This window comes from Lysinibacillus agricola, from assembly GCF_016638705.1.
Taxonomy (GTDB): domain Bacteria; phylum Bacillota; class Bacilli; order Bacillales_A; family Planococcaceae; genus Lysinibacillus; species Lysinibacillus agricola.
This window is the reverse complement of sequence record NZ_CP067341.1, coordinates 2,374,896-2,395,273: the sequence shown is the minus strand read 5'-3', so window position 1 is coordinate 2,395,273 and position 20,378 is coordinate 2,374,896. Positions and strand designations below refer to the sequence as shown.

At 34.1% G+C, this 20,378-nt stretch carries 22 protein-coding genes and 1 pseudogene; 5 read left to right on the top strand and 18 right to left on the bottom strand.

Annotated elements, in window-relative coordinates:
• Positions 1 to 238: 238 nt before the first annotated feature.
• Complete coding sequence (locus FJQ98_RS11415; RefSeq protein WP_053596929.1) at positions 239 to 1,192, top strand: TRM11 family SAM-dependent methyltransferase; 954 nt, start codon at positions 239 to 241, stop codon at positions 1,190 to 1,192.
• 298 nt (positions 1,193 to 1,490) lie between these two features.
• Here the strand turns inward: FJQ98_RS11415 and FJQ98_RS27545 are convergent, their stop codons facing one another.
• The gene (locus FJQ98_RS27545) at positions 1,491 to 1,586 is read right to left on the bottom strand and encodes a putative holin-like toxin (protein WP_220443512.1); all 96 of its coding nucleotides are present in this window, start codon (positions 1,584 to 1,586) and stop codon (positions 1,491 to 1,493) included.
• Between the two features lie 344 nt (positions 1,587 to 1,930).
• The gene (locus tag FJQ98_RS11410) at positions 1,931 to 2,638 is read right to left on the bottom strand and encodes a M23 family metallopeptidase (RefSeq protein ID WP_053596928.1); all 708 of its coding nucleotides are present in this window, start codon (positions 2,636 to 2,638) and stop codon (positions 1,931 to 1,933) included.
• A gap of 356 nt (positions 2,639 to 2,994) precedes the next feature.
• Here FJQ98_RS11410 and FJQ98_RS11405 point away from each other — a divergent pair, with 356 nt between their 5' ends.
• Entirely contained in the window at positions 2,995 to 3,327 is a 333-nt protein-coding gene (locus FJQ98_RS11405; protein ID WP_053596927.1) for a hypothetical protein, read from the top strand.
• Positions 3,328 to 3,544: 217 nt separating this feature from the next.
• Here the strand turns inward: FJQ98_RS11405 and FJQ98_RS11400 are convergent, their stop codons facing one another.
• The 15 genes and pseudogenes from FJQ98_RS11400 to FJQ98_RS11330 all read right to left on the bottom strand — a co-directional run bounded on the left by FJQ98_RS11400 (position 3,545) and on the right by FJQ98_RS11330 (position 16,607).
• The gene (locus FJQ98_RS11400) at positions 3,545 to 4,018 is read right to left on the bottom strand and encodes a hypothetical protein (protein ID WP_053596926.1); all 474 of its coding nucleotides are present in this window, start codon (positions 4,016 to 4,018) and stop codon (positions 3,545 to 3,547) included.
• A 184-nt stretch (positions 4,019 to 4,202) separates the two neighbouring features.
• Positions 4,203 to 4,580 carry an SET domain-containing protein gene (locus FJQ98_RS11395; RefSeq protein ID WP_053596925.1) on the bottom strand — a complete coding sequence of 126 codons (378 nt, stop codon included), beginning with the start codon at positions 4,578 to 4,580 and terminating at the stop codon, positions 4,203 to 4,205.
• A 207-nt stretch (positions 4,581 to 4,787) separates the two neighbouring features.
• Positions 4,788 to 4,997 carry a hypothetical protein gene (locus FJQ98_RS11390; RefSeq protein WP_053596924.1) on the bottom strand — a complete coding sequence of 70 codons (210 nt, stop codon included), beginning with the start codon at positions 4,995 to 4,997 and terminating at the stop codon, positions 4,788 to 4,790.
• A 566-nt stretch (positions 4,998 to 5,563) separates the two neighbouring features.
• Positions 5,564 to 6,466, bottom strand: a complete 903-nt coding sequence (locus FJQ98_RS11385) for an NAD(P)/FAD-dependent oxidoreductase (RefSeq protein ID WP_053596923.1) — start codon at positions 6,464 to 6,466, stop codon at positions 5,564 to 5,566.
• Between the two features lie 27 nt (positions 6,467 to 6,493).
• On the bottom strand, positions 6,494 to 6,808 hold the full coding sequence (locus FJQ98_RS11380) for a thioredoxin family protein (protein WP_053596922.1): 315 nt from the start codon (positions 6,806 to 6,808) through the stop codon (positions 6,494 to 6,496).
• Between the two features lie 130 nt (positions 6,809 to 6,938).
• The gene (locus FJQ98_RS11375) at positions 6,939 to 7,835 is read right to left on the bottom strand and encodes an NAD(P)/FAD-dependent oxidoreductase (protein ID WP_053596921.1); all 897 of its coding nucleotides are present in this window, start codon (positions 7,833 to 7,835) and stop codon (positions 6,939 to 6,941) included.
• A gap of 258 nt (positions 7,836 to 8,093) precedes the next feature.
• Positions 8,094 to 8,480, bottom strand: a complete 387-nt coding sequence (locus FJQ98_RS11370; RefSeq protein WP_053596920.1) for an Rrf2 family transcriptional regulator — start codon at positions 8,478 to 8,480, stop codon at positions 8,094 to 8,096.
• Between the two features lie 77 nt (positions 8,481 to 8,557).
• Positions 8,558 to 8,707, bottom strand: coding sequence for a DinB family protein (locus FJQ98_RS11365; RefSeq protein ID WP_241774641.1), 150 nt, complete (start codon positions 8,705 to 8,707; stop codon positions 8,558 to 8,560).
• A gap of 98 nt (positions 8,708 to 8,805) precedes the next feature.
• A pseudogene (locus FJQ98_RS11360) lies at positions 8,806 to 9,640 on the bottom strand (CPBP family intramembrane glutamic endopeptidase).
• 159 nt (positions 9,641 to 9,799) lie between these two features.
• Positions 9,800 to 10,414 carry an NDxxF motif lipoprotein gene (locus FJQ98_RS11355; protein ID WP_053596918.1) on the bottom strand — a complete coding sequence of 205 codons (615 nt, stop codon included), beginning with the start codon at positions 10,412 to 10,414 and terminating at the stop codon, positions 9,800 to 9,802.
• A gap of 425 nt (positions 10,415 to 10,839) precedes the next feature.
• Positions 10,840 to 11,634: a MerR family transcriptional regulator gene (locus FJQ98_RS11350; RefSeq protein ID WP_053596917.1), complete on the bottom strand. Its 795-nt coding sequence runs from the start codon at positions 11,632 to 11,634 to the stop codon at positions 10,840 to 10,842.
• 274 nt (positions 11,635 to 11,908) lie between these two features.
• Positions 11,909 to 12,652, bottom strand: coding sequence for a GNAT family N-acetyltransferase (locus FJQ98_RS11345; RefSeq protein ID WP_053596916.1), 744 nt, complete (start codon positions 12,650 to 12,652; stop codon positions 11,909 to 11,911).
• A gap of 521 nt (positions 12,653 to 13,173) precedes the next feature.
• Positions 13,174 to 14,517 carry a branched-chain amino acid transport system II carrier protein gene (brnQ, locus tag FJQ98_RS11340; protein ID WP_053596915.1) on the bottom strand — a complete coding sequence of 448 codons (1,344 nt, stop codon included), beginning with the start codon at positions 14,515 to 14,517 and terminating at the stop codon, positions 13,174 to 13,176.
• Between the two features lie 130 nt (positions 14,518 to 14,647).
• The gene (locus FJQ98_RS11335; RefSeq protein ID WP_053596914.1) at positions 14,648 to 15,709 is read right to left on the bottom strand and encodes an ornithine cyclodeaminase family protein; all 1,062 of its coding nucleotides are present in this window, start codon (positions 15,707 to 15,709) and stop codon (positions 14,648 to 14,650) included.
• A 232-nt stretch (positions 15,710 to 15,941) separates the two neighbouring features.
• Entirely contained in the window at positions 15,942 to 16,607 is a 666-nt protein-coding gene (locus FJQ98_RS11330) for a TetR family transcriptional regulator (protein WP_053596913.1), read from the bottom strand.
• 723 nt (positions 16,608 to 17,330) lie between these two features.
• On the opposite strand from FJQ98_RS11330, the gene FJQ98_RS11325 reads away from it, so the two are divergent.
• The gene (locus tag FJQ98_RS11325) at positions 17,331 to 17,780 is read left to right on the top strand and encodes a hypothetical protein (protein ID WP_201406699.1); all 450 of its coding nucleotides are present in this window, start codon (positions 17,331 to 17,333) and stop codon (positions 17,778 to 17,780) included.
• Between the two features lie 80 nt (positions 17,781 to 17,860).
• Here FJQ98_RS11325 and FJQ98_RS11320 read toward each other — a convergent pair whose 3' ends face one another.
• Positions 17,861 to 18,742 (bottom strand): LysR family transcriptional regulator, encoded by an 882-nt coding sequence (locus FJQ98_RS11320; RefSeq protein ID WP_053596912.1) that lies wholly within the window; start codon positions 18,740 to 18,742, stop codon positions 17,861 to 17,863.
• Between the two features lie 119 nt (positions 18,743 to 18,861).
• On the opposite strand from FJQ98_RS11320, the gene FJQ98_RS11315 reads away from it, so the two are divergent.
• Positions 18,862 to 19,623, top strand: a complete 762-nt coding sequence (locus FJQ98_RS11315; RefSeq protein WP_053596911.1) for an NAD-dependent epimerase/dehydratase family protein — start codon at positions 18,862 to 18,864, stop codon at positions 19,621 to 19,623.
• A gap of 457 nt (positions 19,624 to 20,080) precedes the next feature.
• Positions 20,081 to 20,209: a hypothetical protein gene (locus FJQ98_RS27185; protein WP_277815981.1), complete on the top strand. Its 129-nt coding sequence runs from the start codon at positions 20,081 to 20,083 to the stop codon at positions 20,207 to 20,209.
• Positions 20,210 to 20,378 lie beyond the last annotated feature (169 nt).

The window sequence follows — 20,378 nt, the reverse complement described above, 5'->3', positions numbered from 1 at the left end:
GTCATTGTGGGACATAAAATCCGATCTGTTGAAATTGATAGATATCTATTTTTATATTATTTCTTCTCACAGATTATTTCCACTAATCCCTCTAATCAATTATAGCTCGCCATAATTGTGATATCGAGTGGCTTGATAGAGACGCCTATGATACGATTACACAATAAGTAACTTCATTTGTTTTTTTATGAACGTTAGTAAAATCAAGTGAACAACAATATAAAAGGATGGTAATCAATTGAGCAACGAGCAAAATAATAATAAATTTATATACACATATGTACATCATGTTGACGAGTACGATCTATGTAGAATGGAGATGCGTTCATTTTTTAGTTTTGATTCCCCATCAAACTATATAATAAGCAATATTAAAATTGATCCAAGCCGCAGCCCTTTTATACAAGACAGACTTGAAGTGCTGTATGAAGAAAACAGCATAGATAACATCAAGAAATTGGTGAAGGATCTAGAAGTAAATGAAGCAACTTTTAAAGTGGTTTGTTTAAATAATATGGAAATCGATGAAACGAAGAAAATCCCTCAATCAGAGCGTCGATTGTTAGAACGTGAGATAGGATTATGTATTGAGGGGGAACCAGACCTAAATCATCCTGAAATTATATTTGGTGTTATTTTAATAGATGGAAAATGGTATTTTGGAAAGCATATGAAGAGTGTATCCATTTGGCTTAAACATTTACACAAGCCACACAGTTATTCAACGGCACTTAGTACTAGAGTAGCTCGTACTGTTGCAAATATTGCAGTTCCTCAGCCTCAAAATATTCGTGCAATCGACCCTTGTTGTGGTATAGGGACAGTAGTAATTGAAGCCCTTTCCATGGGAATTAATATTGAAGGGCGAGATATAAATTACAATGTTTGTCAGGGTTCCAGAAAAAACATCACTTATTTTGGGTTGACAGGCAATATTATATTAGGTCCAATCTCAGAAGTTAAAGAACATTATGATGTCGCTATCATTGATTTACCCTATAACTTATTTACGCATACATCAACCGAAGATCAATTTAATATTCTGAAACATGCTCGTCGGATTGCCGATAAGGTGGTTGTCGTTACAATTGAAACAATTGATGACATGATAGAAGATGCAGGTTTTGTTATAGCAGATCGATGCATTGCTAAAAAGCAATCGTTTTTACGTCAAATTTTATTATGTGAATAAAAGCCATTATATCTGCTAATTTTGAAAAAATATGCCCATTAGCTTCAGATCATCTCTAAAAAATCAGTTACATAAAACAGACAACTATCTAGTTCTCTGTTTTTCGCCTGTCGAATTAGTTATATTCTTGTGAAGCCAATATCATTCTGTATTTATTTGTTCTATTTGAATAAATACTTATCTCCATGTTATAATTTATATTGAAGATGTATATAAAATATATAAGACGAATCGCTTCAAAGGCGATTTGCAATGAGAAGAAAGTAAACCTACTCACAGCTTGCGAGGCGGAGGCGGTTTACTTTTTTTGTGTAAAAGTAAACGACAATGCAATTACTGAAACTATAAGCGATGAAAAACTTATAGCAACCATCATTGCTTCAAAAATAGTCATTGGCATCAACTCCTTTCTCTTCAAGGACTTGAAGAAAATAGGTGGAAATTTGATTACCAATCGCCCATAAAACCTCTATCTAGTTACTCTCTCATTATACCAAATTTTTAAAAATTCCAGCCACCTAAATGGACAATAATACCCACTCTATTTGAATGAATAGCAGTCTTTTTTCATATCGAGTGACTAAAAAAACTAACGACGCTGGATAGCTCAATAATGGGCTAGAAAAATTATTGACTTTGCCGTAAGCGGAAATTTTTTTATATGGGTACCTTTAGGAAAATGCGGATTTACAACGCTAAGCCCATTTTCATGATGGTACCCCTCTATGCAGTTTTAATTTAATCCCATTCATCAGATTTTTGAAATCTAATTCTATCCTTATTTGTTGGAATCCCATTATTTACTTTTTCCCATATGCCATTTTTAAATAATTCGTATTGTTCAAAAGCAAGAGGCAATCCGTTTGCAGTAGCTATGTCACTACTATCCATAAGTTGAAAATGCAAATGCGGAGCAAAGGAGTTACCTGAATGACCAACTCTACCAATAACTTCACCTTTTTTTACACTTTCACCAACTGAAACCTGAATTGACCCTGTTTGAAGATGGACTAATCCAGCATATACATTGTCGCCACATTTTATAATGATGTAGTTGCCAGCAACTGATTGTATGTCGTCTTTCTTCGGGTCGAAATAATGAGCATTTTTATAAGCGTTAGACATATCTGAAAGCAATTTTGTTCGTGTTCGTTCTTTATAACCATCCTCTGCTTGGACAATGATCCCATCGCAAGGAGCATATACGTCTTGCCCCCAACAATAATATTCATCTAAGGGAACCCCAAAAAGTAGATATTGCGCCAAACTAACGCGATAGGCGGGCCAGCCCTTTCTTTCCCAATCCACTTGTATAAAGTCATAAGCATATCTTGCTCCTAATTTGTTTGTGCCGTGACTCGGAATTTTTGTCCCTGGAGTGTTAGGAGAGTGCCATTCTCCTCTCAAAGGAAACTCTACAATTATTGGCTCACGCGCATCAATCATCTCATATCCCTCCTCCGTCAATTCTTTACCTACATTATTGAAAATGACTAGTGCTACAAGGGTAAGTCCCATAGATAAATTTAATAAACAGGCTGTCTATGGACAGTCTTTTATTATCTCTGCCTAATTACCCTACCTTACGAAGCGTCGAAATCGTCCTTGCTGTTCCATACCCTCATATTTAATTCAGTTAAAAATAATCAAGAAACATTTTCCAGTTCCCTTTCGTCCTCTAATTTGAAAATGGGTGAGATGTATTATGATCGGTCTGCTTAATCTTGGAAGCCTTGTACTTGAAATAATAGCATTGCTGTTACCAATTACAATAATATTTTTTAGAAATGGAGATTTTAAAAATGAAAGTATTTAAAAGCACACGAAGTTTTCAACTTTGGTTTGCATGCTTTATTTTTAGTGTATCCATTTTACTTTTGATGGTTTTTCTTAGTATGAAAGAGATTTACTTACAGATTGGATTCCCACCAGGAGGAATACCTCATTATTTATTGAAATGTTTATTCATATTTTCCACTTGTATATCCGGTATTTATTTAATTCATTCTAAATTTAGAAATAAAGGAGACACTGCGATAGCAGCATTTTTCAGTTTAGCTATTACATTTGTTTATGGATTGCTTTCTTCAGAAGCAAAATATACAGCTTTCACTTCTCACAGGAAGTTACAGTAAAATATAAATAGTATTGTTTAATTTTGCACTTACCTATGTTTAGTTAAGGGCCACTTCCAGCCGAGTGAAAATCGTCATTGGCATCAGGTTAGTTACGCTCTCATTATACTGTATTTTAAGAATAACTCCTTTTTACCGTAGAAATTCCAACCAGTTCATTGGACATTAAGGCCCGCTCTACTTGAATGAATTGCAGGCTATCGAGTGACTAAAATCGTTATTTAGTATGCACTCCCAAAAATCCACTCTCATCACCATTATTCACCAGTTTCATTTCCTCATATTGATTCTTTTTTTTACTTTCTATAAGGAATAGCGTTTTTTTATTTGTTGTACTTCCTTCTGAAGTTGCATAAGAAAGAGTCAGAATTTTCTTTTCCTTTTCAAATTTAAACGAATAATCAGAATAGTCCCTTGTATCAGAGTTTATTAGAATATATGTTTTATACTTGTCTTCGTCATAAGCATAAACACCATCTTTTAACTCAGCACCAAATACGTTAAGAACTTTTTTATTGTCATCGTGATTCGTGTCAAGTTCTAATACCCTTAAATTTTCTAATTTCATAGTTTCCGAAATAACAGTATCAGGATTTCGCTCTTCGTAATCAACACTCAAACTGTTGCTACAAGCCGTTATCGTAAAGAATAGTCCAAGTAAAACCAAAAAAGTTAACCTTTTTTTCACCACTCTTTTTCCCCCTTCTTTCCATCTAAAAAGGATTATTGTTTTTCTTGTACAAATTTAATTGCTCGAAGAATCACGGTGTACTGTAGTAGCAAACATACCTAATGGGTTAATATACGCAATAACTTCAACAAAAAGAGCGTCAATTCTTCTTGAATCAACGCCCCGATTTATTTTGCTATCTTTTTTATTCTTGATCAAACCACAGTAGCTCTTTGTCATCAACATCGCCATTATAATTGATTAGAATTTCATCTCCTGCTTTAATATCTGTGAAAGCAAAGAAGTCAAATGTGCGATTTTTAAAATTAATCTCATAAATTGCATTAGGTTCATAAGAATGGTTAAACAACATTCCATAACCAAGAAGGATAGCAGATTGACCTATCCCATACTCAAATGCGTAATCACCGAGTAAGGTTTGCTCAACGTATTGATGCTGTTCGTTTGGATAAGAAATGACAGGTGCTTCGTGTAAAAGCTCTCCTTTTTTGATATCACATTTAGCAAATACGCCTCTATTGAATTCTCCATCACTTATTGGAGATGTTTTTATCTCAATCATGTTTGTTCTCCTACTCACTTTTAATATTCTTTCTAGCTGTAACATTACTTTGAATATTGAGCCCTTAACTAATCTGCACAATCTTTTCAGTAATAGTAATATCCATAAAAAATCATCTCATCTCCAAAAAGACAACAGGTAAGAGGTGATTTTAATCAAACTAAAAAATTATGCTTTAAAAAATAATGCCAACTTCTCTTTAGGCGTTTAGCGTGACGCTTTTGGCGGTTGGCAAACGTCACATTTACGTTGGTTTTTATTTTTAAATTTCGTAAATGTTTTTTCAAAGTTGCTACCACATGCACATTTAAATAGTAACTTTTGAGAAAAACCGTGATATTCCGTCGTTAGCAACTTACTATCCGAATTATTCTCTACAAATTCTTTAATTTTATCAATCGTCCAAATTTTATTCATCCTCTTACACCTCCATATTTTATCGCTATGCGGAGGCTTTCTTGGCATCCGTTCAGTTATAAGTAAAAGTCTTAATTATCTTAAGCTCCTCATTATAACATGAGCTGGTACACAATTAAACCGATTGAAGTTATCGTACTCATCTAATATCCTTCTATAAACATTGATGTATCAACAGTTTCCACCACTTCATAATAAAGAAAAAATATTCCATCACTTTATTTTTCGAATTTATAGTTAATATTCAAAAGTTAATGGCTACCAACGGCACGTATGTATTTTTTCGATAGATACTTTCAAAAAGAAGATTGTATTCATATAGAGGGGAGTCTTCTGCGGCTGACGCTTCGCTGAATGAAGATAAAAATGGAGCGTTAATCCCGTATTAGGGGAAATGGGTTCTTTATCGAAAGTTGGGGATGACGTTTTGTTAAACATAGTCATGTGGAGAAGTTATGGAAATGAGCCAGGAAATGCGCAACAAAAATTTTGCCAACCAAAACGACCTTGGTTGGCAAATGGATCAACAAACTAATAATTCTCCCTTCTCTTGAGCAAAGAGATCATTACTTTTTAAACTTTTCACTTGAAATATCTGAATTAATAGTCTTTGCTACTTGTATTCCAGTTGCCTCTGAAAGAACGATTTCCGTTGGTGCAGGCTGAGCAGCATCTCCAGCTGCATAAACATTTTTTTCCGATGTTCTTCCAAAATGGTCTACAACTATTAATCCGTGCTCATCAAAATCACAAGAAAATCCTTGCCCGATTACATTTGTTGTGTAAGCGGATGGGGTAATAAAACCAGCTTCCCTTTCTACTTCTAAACCATTTTGAAAGACAATACTACTCAATTCCCCATTATGTCCTTTTACTTCTTGAATCTTATCAGTAATCACATTAATCCCTTTATTTTCTAATTCTCTTTTTTCTTTTTCCTTTATTTCATTACCATTTGTTGCCACGATTAAATCATTTGATAAGTTATAAATAATTTTTGCATTTAGTGCAACATCACTAGTTTCATTAATATAAATTAACTTTTTACCCTTTAACTCCCAACCAAAGCTATATGGAGACGTAAAAATACTTTTATTATAGAATAACTCAATATTTGGAATATCCGTCTGTATTTTAGCACCATCTGTCAGTAGGATTTTTTCAGCAAGAAAATTCTCGCCATCTTCGGCATAAATTTTAAAAAGCTTATTGTCTGATTGTTTAATAACCCTAACATTTTGATTAACGATAGAATGAATAGTAGGATATTGATTTAATTTTTCTTTTGCTGCTTGCATGAATTCAATAGCGGCATTCCCATTTCTTGAAATACTTTCTTGAAGCTCGAACGCCAGGTGGTCATTATTTGTATCAAACAATGCTACTAATCGGTTTGTTCTACCTAACAATAGTGCTGCATTTAATCCTGCGGGCCCTCCACCAATAATTGCACAATCATAAACTCTCATCTTGTTTCCTCCTGTTATTATAACGAATCAAACTCCAACAATCTGCTTTAGGTTTTCAAAAGGAACATATCCAACAATTGGTTCATGTAATTTATTATGAATAATCAAACGAGAGTGAGGGATCCCAAGCACCTGGAATTCCGCGGCAATCTCTGGGCTTTTATCAACATTCACCCTTAAAATCTTCACCTTATCACTGAATTCTTCATTGAATTGATTAAGAACCATCCCGAACATTTTACAAGGGTTACACCACTCCGCCCAAAAATTTATTAACACAATCTTTTTAGTTTTTAGGTGTTTTTCTAATTCTTGCTTTGTTGTGACATGAGCAATTGACATAATTTTTCCTCCTTCGTGGAAATAAAGATCTCTAAGATATAATATGCTTTTCGTTATTTACTTGAACCTACTATCCCCCTTTCAATCAACATTAAAGAGCTTTAATGTCCGTAATTAAGTTAAAATTTTTTCAAATTGTACTGTCGAAAACAATTGCCATCGCCGCTTTATATCCTTCAGCAGCAGCAACAATTAATGAAGACTGGCCTAATTTAGCTGTCTCCCCTGCTGCATAAACATTTTCCAGTGACGTACGCCCTGACTCATCGACAACAATGCTACCATTTTCATTAAATTGACAACCGAGCTGCTCTGCAAATTGATTTGGACGCACAAAATTAGGTACTATAAAGCCTCCAGCTCTTTCGATTTCAAGTCCCGAACTAAACACTATTTTCTTTAAATAACCATCCTCACCATTTAGATGCTGAATAGGTTCCGTAATGACAGCTATATCTTTTCTTTGTAGTTCATTCAATGTCGGAGCAGAAAGTTCATGACCATTTGTGGCTATCACTAAATCCTCTGACCAGTTATAAACAAGCTTTCCTTTAAAAAGAGTCTGTTCTTCATTTTCTGAAATAATAATTAGGGGTTGATCTCTCAATTCCCATCCATCACAAGTTGGGCAGCTAAATAAACTTTTCCCATAATACTTTTTAATATCCGGAACCGAGGGGAATTCCTCTTGAACACCTGTCGCTACTATAATTCTTTCTGCAACATACTCTACATCTTCTAACGTCTCAATTTTAAACAAACCGTTTGATTGTTTTGTTATATTCCTAACTGTGTTTTGATAAAAATGAACTGATGGGTACTTTTTTACATCATTCAAAGCTATTTCTTTAAACTCTGCTGGTTTAATTCCATCACGTGTAAGAAATCCATGTGATTCCTGAGTCACACGATTTCGATTTGTTCCATTATCAAATAACGCGACTTTTTTCCGAGACCTTCCTAAAATCAAGCTTGCATTTAGTCCAGCGCCACCTGCACCTATAATTGCACAATCAAATAATTCCATAATGTAACTCTCCTCCATAAATTGTTTAGAGTACAGGTTGTTTTGTTATAATGTCTACTATCACAACATGCCTTCTAGCTCAAATAAGGTTAAAAATAGAATGATTCTAAGCTAAAATCACTTGAAGTTTATAGAAGCAAGAAATCGAGAAGATCGAGTATAGAAAATAATAATGTCGTTAAGTTTCTTTCGCAGACTTAAAAGACTCTTTATATCTCTAATTACTCAAAAAAATAATGGTGGACTATAAATCCACTACTATTTTTTCACAAAATCCGATATTTTTCTGTTTCTTAACTCATTCTCCAGTTTTTCTTCTGCAGATAGCATTACTTCTTTTATTACACACTTAGGATCGTTGTATAAACAACAATCAAACAAAGACGATTTGCCTTCAATTGCATTTATAATATCTAAAAATGAAATATCTTCCCAATTGTGACGAAGTGTATATCCACCATTGGCACCCGATACAGAGTTGATCATTCCCTCTTTTACTAACTTCGTTAGGATTTTAGACAAATATGTGGGAGAAACATTTTGCATCTCAGCTAATTGTTGGACACCCACTGGTTTATTTGGTGTTTCCTTTGCAAGAAAAAGCATTGTGTGTAGTGCATAATTTGTAGCTTTAGAATATTTCATAACTATTATTCACCTCAATTAGAGACTTTACATATCCATAATAGCATCGATTTTATGTTATTTCAATATTTATGTCTTCATGATAAATGTGAGTTTAAAATTGCAAGCATCTGAAAAATCTGTCCCCTATGATGTGACTCGTGTTCAAGGAGGTGGTAAATAACCCACTCAGGTGTGACATCGCAATGAGGGAAAATTCTAGATGTACGCCAATCTTCTAAGTCCATAGACTATTCCACAAATTTGCCCATTTGCTCGGCGATAATAACCCTCGCTGAAGTTAGCCGTTCGTTGATCAACTTCCGCTACTTACGCTTAACTATCACTAAATCATGTAATGCTTTCCATGAATAACGTTCGTATCTTCCTTTCCATACAATACTTTCTTTGGATTGATCACGATAAGTAAAACTGCCACCACTAAATAAAGAATTGCGTTATACATGAGTAAATCAATTAATTTTCCGTTTATTAAGCCCAGAAAGAAATTAAAGAATTGGTGGATAATGATTGGGACGATTAAATTTTGATTTAAATTATGAAATGCTGTCATGACGATCTTAGTAGACATGATTGCAATCATAAAGAGTAGAATATATTTGATTAAATCAATGCCCATAAGCCCTGTAGTAAACCATATGGGTAGATGCCACATCCCCCACCAAAACCCTATAATTATCGAAGCTTTTAATGGCGAATGCTTCTTTTGGAGCTCCATTTGAGCGAAACCTCTCCACCCTAATTCTTCTCCTAGTGGCCCAGAAAGAAGGTGATTAAAAAAGTAATAGATTAGCATTCCCCATGAAGAAACAGTAATAATAGAGTCTACTTCACTAGTATTAGATACAATAAACAAAATCATCAAAAATATGAAAACTTGAATCATAATTGCAATAAAAATCACAGAAAACTTAAGTTTATTTTTGAATTTATCTTTTACAAAATTGCATAAAACTTTGCCCAGGATAGATTTTTTTAAATAGTATTGCAAAAGCAAAGGTTGAGGACCAAGCTGATATACAGAGCATTACATCAAAAATCCATTTAGGAAATCCTAACACACTTGTGGCTCCTACAAGACAAAAAAGTGGCAAAAAAATGATATTGGTTAGTAAAATAAAACTGGCTACTGGTTTCTTTAGTTTCTTTTCTCTATTCAAGCATATTCCCCTTTTCAAACTAGTATTTCGTAAATATATTTAAGAATACCTTTAGCTTAAACGTGGGGGTTACTCACAGGTCAATACTTATACCATCAAATAATTCGCCGAAAGAAAAAAATACCCTTCAAAAACAATGAAGGGTAAAAAATATTCTTTCTATTCATCGAAATATGTAGTTTTAATTTTTTTCTCGTCCAAAAATTTTTCAATTTTTAGTTGCTGCCTTCCGTTCGCTTTAGAAAAATGCTCTGAAGCAAAATCTGATATATCTGTCAAACTACCATTTTCAACCGCTCCAACAATTTCCTCATCAAATTGTGTTAAAGTTTCCCTGATGGATGAAACAAATTCATAAATTGTCTTTGAAGGTTCTTTATAATCATCAGGGATAGTATTATTATTTAAAAAATCATTGAAATTCGCATCATTCTGTTTCCCTTCATCCATTAATTTATTTAATTTTTTCCGATCCGATTCAGAAGCATCCTCATATTTATAAACAATTGTTTCCATTTCTTTATCGATTACATGACTATAATCCATATACTTTTTTATACTTGCTTTCATTTCATCTTCACTAATATTTTCATTCTTTTTATTAGAAACAAATAGATCGTCTGGAATTTTAACAGGTACATTGCTAACGGAATTTCCTTTACTTTCTTTATTGCTTTCTTCATTGCTCTCTTCGTCAGGCGTTGTATCGTTTGAACAAGCACACAGCAATACAACAGTGAATGCCATTAATAGATATAAAGTAAATCTTTTCATTTTAATCTCCTTTTCAATTCATTAAATATTTCTAATATTGTAAAGCTATTGGTTTCTAACATCCCCTTTTTTATGTTCACGGGACCTCTCACTACCTTTAATAAATCGACATTTTTCTGCAATAGAACAATTAGTTGTGTTGTCATTTATTGCACACTTTCTTAAAATACGCCTTCATCCATTGCCAGCATCCTTATTCGAACATCTCAAATCGACTCTACATCCGTGTGTGCAATAAATAAATTGATCTAAAAAAGCTTTTCTTCGCTTCACAGTGTACTAGTTAAATAGTACACTGTAACTGTTGAGGGTTCAAGTATTAAATTCAAAAAAAAGGAAGAACCCCTAAATAAATGGCTCTTCCTTCTTGAAATTAAGTTGAATAACGTTTGCCTCTTTAGCAAAGGGGCGGGAAACAATAAGGTTCACTTGATAGGTGCATAAATCTCTAAAAATACCCGTTCAAGACCATCTTCATAAGTGGTCAGTAATAGATTTATATAAACTTGCCCCAAAAGCTCATACCCTTTTTCTATTGCAAGCTTTCTTAAATTCGCTTCCACGTGTTGATCAATATTTTCTCCACCAGTTGACCATCTGCCATCTTCAATAATTGTATAAATACATTTTGGATGGGATAGAATTTCACCTTCTATTTCTTCATCTGTGCCTTCCACTTTTCTTACAATTATAAACTTATCTTCTATAATACCTTTTTCATTGAAATGGATGACTCTTCTTAAAGATGTGAGCGTAACTGCTTTTTTTAAACTCTCTGCATTCTTTTTTAAAGTGTCATATTCTTCATACGCAGTAAAATGTTCTATCTCTCCCTTTATTTCTAAAGGTTTCATTTCCTTAACTATGTACTCTCCTAAGAATTGTTTGATATTCTTACAATCTTCTTTTACTATTTGAATCTTTTTCAATAGAAGTTTTTTATACTCTATTTCCAGTAAAACCTCTTGTTCTTTTTCTTCTAATAATGATTGAATTCCATCAATACTCTTACTTTTTCTTAATTCTTGGATTTTTTTAATTTCAATATCAATTTCTCTATAGAAATTTACTGTTGTAATATCATAAATATCTAAATGACTATATTTTCTATACCCATTCTCAATATTTTGCTTTGGCTTTACTAATTCCTTCTCCTCATAAAATTTCAAGGTATCTCTGGATACACCTAAAAAATTAGCTACTTGCCCAATTGTGTACATGATACTCTCCTTTTACATTGCTACATATACGCCGGTAAATAATAACATAGACTTATGATAATAATTAAGCTATGTATAAAAAAATTCAACAGCGCCAGCATCTTGACCTAAAACCTACGATACTATAATTTCCATAATCAAGAAACCGATTTTCCCCATCATAAGGAAAAATCGGTCTAGTTTTTATTGAAAGAGTGTGCGTAGCAGATGTAAATAACATCAGACTTTTTACATCTACTGTTTTTCTCCAAGGAATTTTATATATGTTCCTATCCTACTGGGATTCTCCGACAGTGCAATCAGGAGAAATGACATCCCACTTTCCAAACAGCGTCAAACCTGCCGCTTTTGCTAGAAACATAGAAGCCTCATTATCGAGCTGACATCTGTACTGTGGTTCGTACCCCTGCTCAAAGGCGTACTTACAGATTGAACGTACCACTTTGCGTGCATGACCTTTTCCTCTAAAGGACGTTAAAGTCAATACACCTAGATCTGCAATTTGCACATCTTCTTCCCAAGGATACATGCTGGCAGCACAGACCAAGCGATTTTGCTCAAAAGACCCAAACACTGCCCAGTGATCCAACTCCACATAAGCGTCATCCAAGTCTTGTTCCGAGGCGGAGGATTCGAACTCTGAGAAAATCAGATCATCTTGCTCAGTTAATTGGCGCAATGTACCTTCCTGGTTTTCTTGCAGCAAGACGTTCTTTTCTGTTTTTGAAAAATAAAAAAGATAGTCTGCGCCATGCAGTGTAACTCCTCCTTCATTCAATTTCTGGCGGAAGTCCAGCTCAGACAGTTCTTGTCCTTTAGAAAGATCTAACTTATCAGCCATCTCAGGCGTCAGGACTGCCAAAACCCGGCCGTCAGTAGTTTCCAGTACCATGACCCGACTATCTTCGCTCAGGTCAGGGTTGATGGTGACAGTAAAGATTCCATTGCTGTAGATAACGTCTCCGTTTAGAAATTGCGACTTCCAATTGTCAGTTATTGTTTGTGAAAATAAATGCATACTTTTTACCCCCCATAGTTGAAATTCTATTTAAAAATACCATATTTTATCAATCAATTTCTAATCTTTTTTATTTTTCTAACCTTGTTTCCATTGTTCCGTCTCGCAAGACTAGTGAACATCTACATCAAAATTGTAATTATTTAATCATACACTCCTATTCTTTGAATTTTATCGGCCAAGCATTAGGAATTTCACCCTAAAAAGATACCTAGGATGAATCTATAGCAACATCATAAAGCTTTACACAGTGTGAAGCTCAAGTCTTTTTTGTTTTTAATAGTTATCTTTGTTCTCATTAATTATTTATCTTAAGTGTAAAAAGAAAAGTCTTGCTACTTTTAAAATGTACCCTATAAGATAGACACTTAAAAAAATTCTCTCTTATAGAGTAATTTTTTTATAATGAATATAACAACTAGATAGAGCAGAACTTATGTCAAAGAAATTAATTACTGATCAAGAACAAAAATAAACATCCTGATTATATTCCATCTCATACGAAATTAACTTATCTAAATTTAAGATTTAACAGATGGTATTCTAGGTACATCCTCATCCAATTGTAAATCCTTAACTGGAATAAAGTAACCAATTATTCCACCAATTAAAGCAGGTAATATCCAGGCCATCTGAATATCAAGCAGTGGCAAATAACTAAAAAGTCTAGTCAACCACACCCAATCAACCCCCGCCACAACTAAACCATCATAAACGCAAACAATAAAGGCCCCAATGAAAGTTCCGATATAAGTACCTCTTCGAATTCGAACCACCTTGTGAAGGTAGGAAAAGGTAATTACTAGAAAGGTAATTGGGTAGATTACATAAAGAACAGGAAGTGAAATATTAATAATTGTTGTTAGGCCGAAATTCGAAATTGCGAATGAGACAATTATCGTTAAAATAACAATTGTCTGATAAGAATGTTTTGGGAAAATCGAATTAAAGTATTGTCCACATGCACTAATTAGTCCAATACACGTCGTTAAACAAGCAAGCGTTACAATACAACCAAGCAAAGCAACCCCCATGGTGCCATATGTTACATCTGCTGCATACGTTAATAATTCCCCTCCGTTTTCAAATATTAAGGTTGACCGAGTAATAACACCTATATATCCGATTCCAAAATAAACTAAAGCTAAGAAAATAGCAGCGATACTAGCAGAGTAAACAGTGCCTTTAAATAATTGCTTTTGATCCGTTATGCCTCGTTCCTTGAACATAGCAATAACAAAGGTCCCAAATGCAATTGAGGCTATGGCATCCATCATTAAATATCCATCAACAAAACCCTGAAAAAACGGAAATGTTGAATAGCTTTTACTTGCTATTGAAGGTTCAGAAGAAAAATTCATACCAACAAATCCGACAATTAACATAATAATCGCTAATATAAGAAATGGTGTAATCCACTGGCCTACACTTTCAACTAACTTCGAAGGTACTATAACAAATAAATAACAAAGAACAAAAAATACAACTGAGTATAGCAATAAAGATAAAGAACTTGGTTTTTCCAAAAATGGGACTAGACCCATTTCATATGAAACATTCATAGCTCTTGGAATTGCAAAAAATGGTCCAATAGCTAAGTACAATGTAATCATAAAACCTAAAGTAAACATTGGATGAATTCGCGAAGTCACTTCGGCTATTTTCCCTTTATTTAAAGCAACAGAGATAATCCCTAGTAAGGGCAAGCCTACGCATGTTAAGACAAATCCTATAATAGCTGGAAGGAATGATGCTCCAGCTCCTTGTCCAATCATAGGAGGAAAAATTAAACTTCCTGCTCCAAAAAATAGAGCAAATAGCATTAAACCAGAATACACTATATCTTTTTTATTTAATGTTTTCATCTAGGTCCCTCCACTATAAATTTAATAGCTTTATTTCACGGAATTTTCAAAATATTAAAGTGACACTAAATTATTAACATGTTAGGCAAGGAATACCCTGCCTAACAATTATTAAAATCATTTTAATTTATCAATTGGAGACTTTTGTCTTTGTACTCTTCCATAAAGGAATTTTGATCCCTAAATTATGTTCTAAAGCTCTATCAAATACACTTTTTGCAACGATAATATCTTCAACTGCCATTCCTACATTATTTGAAATGATAAGCTGATCCTTATTTGTTCTTCCTTGTTTTAAGCCACCCGCAACTGCTCCAGTTTCAGCATAGATTTCAGGAAGCCCCCAAGGATAATACCCATATGTTTCCAAAACCTTATGCTGTTCTATACTGTCTAAAGTATAAATGTCAGCTCGCTTATAAACGCTATCTTCATATACCGAGTGACAATCACACATTATTAATGTCTGCCCCTTTGAAATCCATTCATCTTTTACGACAGGATTCGGATTGTGATGAATAGGAATTGCAGATGCAATTACTTCACACTGTTTAGCAACTTGTTCATAAGATGCAGCTTTAACAATTGTAGCATTTACTAGTGGCTGACATATTTCAATTAATTTATCCATTGCGGGCTCGAATACATCATATACATAAATCTTCTCAAGTTTTGGTAGCACTCTTTCAATCATCTTCACATGTGCTTTTCCTTGAATCCCACATCCAAACATACCGAATGTTTTTGCTTCAGGGTTCGCTAAATGCTTTGCAGCAACTAAAGAAACTGCTGGTGTTCGAACTTCTGTAATCCATGTTGCATCAAGAAATGACAACGGCATTCCCGTTTCATGATCATTATAAATAATTTGACAATTTGTTGGAGTTATATCTGGATATCGCTCCCTATTGGTAGGAAAGTTACTTCCCCATTTAATGCCACATGCAAGTTCATCAGGGAGATAGGCTGGCATAGCATGCATAAGTGAATCAGGCTGAGAATGCAGGCCAATTTTTGCAGGCATTTCACTCTTTCTTTCGCTATATGCAATCATAGCTTTTTCCGTTAAGTTAAGAATCTCCTCAACTGAAATCTGAGTGTCTTTCACGTCTTGCATACTTAAATACAATAGCTCTTCTCCAATATTTAATCTTTCTTTAACCCAATTACGATATTCGTTATTAGTCATCATCACATTTCCTCCTCTACTTGATTTTAAAACGCTTACATTTTAGACTATGTTACAAATGAACATGTTTTTTAAATGAACACGTTCATTTAAAAAACATGTTATCATATATCTTGATCGCTTCCAATAGGAATTCTCAATTTTTCGAAAAATCTGAATCTCGTTCTTGCAAATAAAAAAAGCAGTTCTGATTTCTCAAAACTGCCATTTCCTCAAATTTCACCTATCAAAGCTATTAAGATATTTTTGATTCCAAAATGTATCTCATATATTTAATGGTATTTTCAACTACTTTTTCTATTTCATAATCCATTCGCTTATTCATAATTGCAGACATTGTACCTTGCCATATCAAAACGCACATCTCATTTACTTCTTCAACTATTTCATTAGAATATTCATTTCCTTGAAATTTTTCCTTAATTGACTTTTCTAAAAGAGCCTTATTCCTCTTTGTTAAGTTATGTTCTAAGAGTAACATTTTAATTTCATCTGGAATTCCAATTAGATCATTATTGTACACTGCGTAGTAATTTTCTAACAGACTTTTTGGTGTTTCACCAAGATCGGCGATAAAGATGGCATGATATATTTCAGGTTGTTTAAATGAATGGTTACAAAAGCATTCCCAGCTCAATATGTACTTTTCAAGATAAGTTTCTCCCTGGTCCATATAACCGGGAACTTCTTTAATATAATCATTAATAAATCTCATAGATGCAAAGAAAATTAATTGAGAAAGATCCCCGAAGTAATTATATATAGTTGAACTTGTATAACCTGCTTTTACGGCTACCTTTCTTGCTGTAACATTTTTTATTCCTTCTTCTTCAATAATTTGTGCCGTAGCATCCACAAAATACTGCCACATTCGGCTCATTTGTATTTCCTTTCGATACATAAATACCCATCCTTCTTTTAATCTTGGTAAAGGGACTTTAATTGTTCATGAGGCTTTATCTTGGCTTCCCTTGATTCTGCACATTCTTAATATATAGCTCAAGATCATTAATTTTTTCCTCATCTTCTTTTTGCATAATCGAAATTCATAATAGGAGCACCTTGCTAAAATGTCAAATTTAGTAAGCGTTCAAATAAAAAATTGGCTGAATGAAGACTCCCTATACTTATTATAAGACAAGGAAGCCTATTTAGCATCCAAGATTTATATGGTTTAGAACCCTACCCACTGAATTGATGCCATTTTGGTCGAAAAAACCCCTTAAACTCAGATGGGTTTCCAACCAAAAAATCAACAAAACCTATTAACTTTGGTGATGAGACAAATTTTATATTTTAAAAAACATATGTGACAATATTGTTTGATTTTACCATATCGTAATTTGTAGACTTTACTCAACGAAGAGCACGGTTTAAATACATATCAAACAGGGTAGATTTGTACGTTTATAGTCCTACCACTGGAAAACTAACTATAAAAAGAATAAGAGTAGATGGAAATACTCTTTCGCACACTGATATAATTCATGCAGAAATTAATACGTAATGACAAGCGTGTTGATTAGGAAAATATAGATTTATTATTGAGTGATAAAAGGATTTTTTTGTTGATATTTTGCTAATGTATGTCCATTTTAACTGATTGTAGCATAGGGATACTCGAGTGCTCCTGTCGCTTCGCTTTCGTCGCAGAGCAAAGCTTCCCGGGGAAAGCGAGATAGACGAGACCCTGCATGGAGCGAATGTTTTCCGTGCGAAAGCGAAGCGACAGCAACAGGGTTTTGTCTGTGCGAAAGCGAAGCGGCAGCAACAGGGTTTTGTCTGTGCGAAAGCGAAGCGGCAGCAACAGGGTTTTGTCTGTGCGAAAGCGAAGCGGCAGCAACAGGGTTTTGTCTGTGCGAAAGCGAAGCGGCAGCAACAGGGTTTTGTCTGTGCGAAAGCGAAGCGGCAGCAACAGGGTTTTGTCTGTGCGAAAGCGAAGCGGCAGCAACAGGGTTTTGTCTGTGCGAAAGCGAAGCGGCAGCAACAGGGTTTTGTCTGTGCGAAAGCGAAGCGGCAGCAACAATACTGTTTTATCTGCGCGAAAACGAAGTGTCAGCGACAAAGCGAGTAGCCCTACGCTACAATCAGCCTCTTCGAATTAATTCAAATGGATAAAGATGGTTAATAAACACACCTAGGAATTTAGTTTATTCAATTTAAGCCCCATGTTTTTACCCAATTCTCACTAATCTCAGCGAATTTTTTAACTGCAGGTGAAACAGGCCTTCTAATGGCTAATCCAATCGTTCGAGTTTGTTCTAATTCTAGTGGGATGACCTTTATGGTATCCAATCCTTTAGGGATGATCATTTCTGGTAAAATGCTAATACCTAAATTATTTTCAACCATAGAAAAAATAGAATTTTCATTCATATTTTCGAATCGAATATTTGGCTGGATATTGTTCTCTTTAAAAAATAATTGTATATCGTCAAAGCATTGATATGTTGGCATAATGAAAGGAGCATTTTCTATATCTTCAACCGATAGATGTTTGTTGCTATGTAAAGGTGATTGCTCTGATACTACACATAAAAGTGGCTCAGTCTTTAACTTTACAATATCGAAAGAATGTAAAGAGGTAGTTTTGTTATTAACAAAACCACAATCCACTTCACTTTCTAGCAACCATTTTTCTATCTCAGCATAGTTTCCTTCTATTAGCTGTATTTCTATATCAGGATATTTCTCCTCCATTTCCTTGATAATATAAGGAATCCAGTTTGTAGATATACTACTAAATACCCCTACCTTTACCGTCCCTTTATTCAATCCGTTAATAGCGTTTACTTCCTGCTTTAACATATCGTTATAGTATAGAATCTCTCGAATAGTGACTAATAAATCCTTCCCATTCTGAGTTAGCTTAATTGCAGAGTTATTCCGAATAAATAAAGGAAAGTTAAATTCTTTTTCTAAACTTGTAATGGCATGACTTACAGCAGATTGCGTTAATCCTAATTCTTCCGCGGTTTTTGTAAAGCTATTTACCTCTGCTGCTTTACTAAAAATTTCATACTTAACTAAACTCATCGTTGACACCCCAAGAAATTTTTTCATGTACTTCATTATAATTATTCGCTGTACTAATGACAAACGTGTACCTATAATCAGGATTACATTTAACAATGATTAAAAGGAGCTGAATTGTGATGAAGAAAATTTTAATTACAGGAGCTGCTGGAAAGATTGGTCAACATATAACCAATACTTTAATGAAGCAAACAAGCTATCCATTAAGATTGGCAAATATTAATTTATTTCCTTTAGAAAAATTTAAAAAGTCGTCAGTACATGAAGTTATTTATCTAGATGTATCTAGTTTAGAAGAATGTCAGGAAGCATGTAAAAACATAGATATTGTTATTCATTTAGCAGGAGACCCTTCTCCAGATGCAGATTTTTATAGTTCTTTATTAGAGAGTACTATCAAAGGTTCATACAATATATTTAAAGCCGCATCGGATAACGGTGTATCTAGAGTCGTAGCTGCTTCCAGTGCTCAAACAATTGAAGGATATCCACTAGACTTTCAAGTAACCGATTCTTCACCTATTAGACCAAAGAATATGTATGGGGTTAGTAAATGTTTTGTGGAAGCACTTGCATCTTATTTTGCTTATGAGAAACAGTTACAAAGTATTGCTATCCGTATTGGTGCTTATGACGATTACAAGCCTAAGGGTCAACTACTTTCAGCTCGAGACATGAGTGCGTATATAAGTCCAGAAGATTTTAGTGATCTTCTTCTAAAAACGATTTCTGCTAAAAACCTGCCTCCCTTTTCAATCTTACATGGTATATCTGACAATCGTTTTAAACGTTTAAATATTGAAGAAACAAAAAGATTAGTAGGATATACTCCGAATTCAGATGCATTTAAATTGTGCGGAATTCAATTTTTTGACCGTTAAACGTTGCATACACAAAGCACATTTCAATTATGACGAGGCATAATTGCGTCCGGAGGCTTTCGGCCAACAGATGTTTTTTGTGCGAAAGCGTAGCGGCAGCAACAGATGTTTCTTGTGCGAAAGCGTAGTGCTAACGTAGCGGCAGCACATGATGTTGGTCACTCAGTCGTGTGTTGCTGTCGCTGCAGAGGTCAGCCACTTTCAGCTCGAGACATGAGTACTGATGTAAGGCAGAAGACTTTAGTGACCTTCTCCTCATCTGTTTCTAGTTGAGAGAAGCAAGAAATGGAATCCATATTTCGATGAAAATTTAAATGTTTATATTTTAATATAAATATTGAAAATATGTATAAAGTGAAACATCAATCAGTGGGGGTTTCCTCCCCCATTGATATCGAATTCAGCTTGTTGACCGTTAGACATTGCATACAAAGCACATTTAAAAGGAGAATTTTCAGTGAAGAGCCTAACAAAAAACGCTAAAAAGGAAAAGATTATTCAGTCAGAACAGGTAGAAAATAAAAAGAAAAAAACTTATAAAGATTACTGGAACGAAATTATTAAAGCTCTTATTGCTACCAAGTAAATCTTTAATAATATATTAAATTGATATTAATAACGCCCACAGCATATAAGCCAAATTTTAATGCCAAGAGAAGAATTTCAGGTAAGTTTTCTGAATTCCCCTATAACCCATTGACGTTTTTGAGGTAGCAATCATCTCAAATCCTATCATGAACTAATTTCAACATCGA